The sequence below is a fragment of the Streptomyces sp. NPDC004561 genome (assembly GCF_053602155.1).
The window spans coordinates 1-2,179 of the sequence record NZ_JBSGDB010000820.1 but is presented as its reverse complement, the minus strand read 5'-3'; the positions used below and the strand labels follow the sequence as shown (position 1 = coordinate 2,179).

At 67.3% G+C, this 2,179-nt stretch carries 2 protein-coding genes and 2 pseudogenes; 2 read left to right on the top strand and 2 right to left on the bottom strand.

Annotation, left to right across the window (positions count from 1 at the left end; all coding sequences use genetic code 11):
• Nucleotides 1–260 precede the first annotated feature (260 nt).
• Nucleotides 261–692 (top strand): hypothetical protein, encoded by a 432-nt coding sequence (locus tag ACWEN3_RS45715; RefSeq protein WP_452984263.1) that lies wholly within the window; start codon nt 261–263, stop codon nt 690–692.
• 35 nt (nt 693–727) lie between these two features.
• On the opposite strand, the pseudogene ACWEN3_RS45710 reads toward ACWEN3_RS45715, so the two are convergent.
• Both ACWEN3_RS45710 and ACWEN3_RS45705 read right to left on the bottom strand, forming a co-directional pair.
• A pseudogene (locus tag ACWEN3_RS45710) lies at nt 728–1,670 on the bottom strand (IS5 family transposase).
• Nucleotides 1,671–1,723: 53 nt separating this feature from the next.
• Nucleotides 1,724–1,999 (bottom strand): hypothetical protein, encoded by a 276-nt coding sequence (locus tag ACWEN3_RS45705; protein WP_452984261.1) that lies wholly within the window; start codon nt 1,997–1,999, stop codon nt 1,724–1,726.
• Nucleotides 2,000–2,025: 26 nt separating this feature from the next.
• Between ACWEN3_RS45705 and ACWEN3_RS45700 the strand changes: the two are divergent.
• Nucleotides 2,026–2,179: pseudogene (locus tag ACWEN3_RS45700) on the top strand (lamin tail domain-containing protein); the annotation flags it as partial.

Here is a 2,179-nt window from a genome sequence, read left to right as displayed (position 1 = left end):
GAGCCTCAGGCGATCAACCCGCCTGGTTGTCGACCGGAACCCAAACGCCGGGACGAGACAGATCTACCAACGGATTACTGGCGCAGAACACTAGGAGGTGTCCGGTCGATCATGCGATCGCGTTGAATCGAGGGCCTGGAGCCTGGCCGAACGCCTCCTCGTAGGCTTCGGTTCATGGGCCTGTGGGACGTCTTGCCGGACAGTGAACGACAGCAGTGGATCTTCGATCCGTTCGTGAGCGTGGGTCCACTGCGGTTGGAATGACCTCCGACGAGGCGTCCGCTGCACTCGGTGGCGTCCCTGCGGCCGCGCGCCAGCATCACCCGCATTGGGACGTCGTGTGCCACACCTACTCCGACATGGGCCTGAAGCTCTACTTCGCAGCTGAGAGTTTGCGTGGAGTCTCGATCGATGCACGCCGGGGACCGCAAGTCCATGCGGATGAGGCGGCATTGGTCGGCCAGGTTCCCTCCGAACTGGAACAGTGGCTGTTCGCTCGTGCGGAAAGCCGGGAACCCTTCACGGAGCTCTTCTATCTGCCTGGCGCGGAGCCCGGATCGCTGACTCTTGGGGTGGCGCTCTGCGTGCAGCGAGCCGGCGATCATTTGCTCACGCGCCCCGTCTTCCTGGCCGCCGATGTCATGGATGACGTCTATCACCGGCTGCCGAAGGAAGCCTGGGCCATCTTCTGATCCGGGACGGCGGTGCACGAACACCCGTCCGGCGATCAGGCACGAAGCCAGATGATCAAGGCTGCGGCAGTGACGGTACCGAGGAAGACGTAGCCGCGTTTGTCATAGCGGGTAGCCACGGCCCGCGAGTTCTTCAGCTTATTGATGGCGCGTTCGACGGTGTTGCGCTTCTTGTACCGGTCCTCGTCGAAGCCTGGTGGCCGTCCACCGCGTGAGCCCTTGCGCAGGCGGGTGGCCTGGCTGTCCGCCTTCTCCGGGATCGTGTGCCGGATCCCCCGGCGCCGAAGGTACTGACGGCAGGGGCCGTTGCTATAGGCCTTATCGGCCGCGACGCTGCCCGGCTTCTTGCGGGACCTGCCCGGCCCGAGGCGGGGAATCCGGATCTTCTCCAGTACCGACACGAACTGGGTGCAGTCCGCGCGTTGGCCGGGGGTGACGATCAGGGACAACGGTCGGCAGCGCCCGTCGGCGCTCAGGTGGATCTTGCTGGTGAAGCCGCCCCGCGAGCGGCCCAGGCCCTCGCCTCCTGCACCACCTCCACCAGGCGGCCGACCAGGCTTTGCCACACGGTCTCGGCCTGGTGTTCTGTCACCTCGTCCCCCTTTGAAGCGGCGGGCGCGGGAGGGGGATCGGTGCGGGCGCCGGCGGCATGATGGTGCGCGCGCACGCTCGTGGAGTCGACCGAGATGTCCCAGTCGATGTCGTCACCGCGTCCGCCGCGGCCTGGACCTGCTGCAGAAGGCGTTCCCAGGTGCCGTCGCCGGACCATAGCCGGTGACGTTCATAGACCGTTTTCCACGGACCGAACCGCTCCGGTAGATCTCGCCACTGCACCCCAGTCCGTACCCGGTGCAAGATCCCGTCGATCACCTGCCGGTGGTCACGCCACCTGCCGCACCGACCGTTGCCCACCGGCAGGAACGGCCGCAGCCGTTCCCACTCGGCATCCGAAAGATCACCACGCTCACCCCGCCCCATGATGGGGCCAACGATGTGAACTCGGCGGGGTCACATGATCGACCGGACAGCTCCTAGCTCCTGGCGCTGCAGATGGATGGCGGCGGCGCTGTCTCCGGGCGGGCGGAAGCGGACCCGGAGCTGGCGTTCGTCCTGCTGCGGCTTGCCGAGGACATCGTCTGGCCCGTCACGGCCGTGGACGGGTAGGCCGACCCGTGCGCGGACTCCTTCGCGCTGGACGAGGTCGGAGGCGTGCTGCTGTCCACGCTGCGGGAGTGGGCGCGGGACTCCCCCACCACGGCGGTGGTGGGCATCGCCCGCAGCATCATCCGGTTCACGGTGAACGTCATCCCGGACCCCGACCACCTGGACACCGCTGAACCGGGAGTGGGTGGACATCGCCAACTCCACTCGGCGGGCGGTGAATGACCCTCTCCGACGCCGACGGCCACACCTACACCTTCCACCACGTCTGGCTTGCCGGCCGGGCCACCGTCCGCGTCCACACCGGCTACGGCCGCGACACCCGC

What these genes read in the sequence shown, in the direction of transcription:
- ACWEN3_RS45715 (WP_452984263.1), top strand. Translation starts at nt 261, where the DNA reads ATGACCTCCGACGAGGCGTCCGCTGCACTCGGTGGCGTCCCTGCGGCC.
- ACWEN3_RS45705 (WP_452984261.1), bottom strand. Translation starts at nt 1,999, where the DNA reads ATGACGTTCACCGTGAACCGGATGATGCTGCGGGCGATGCCCACCACC.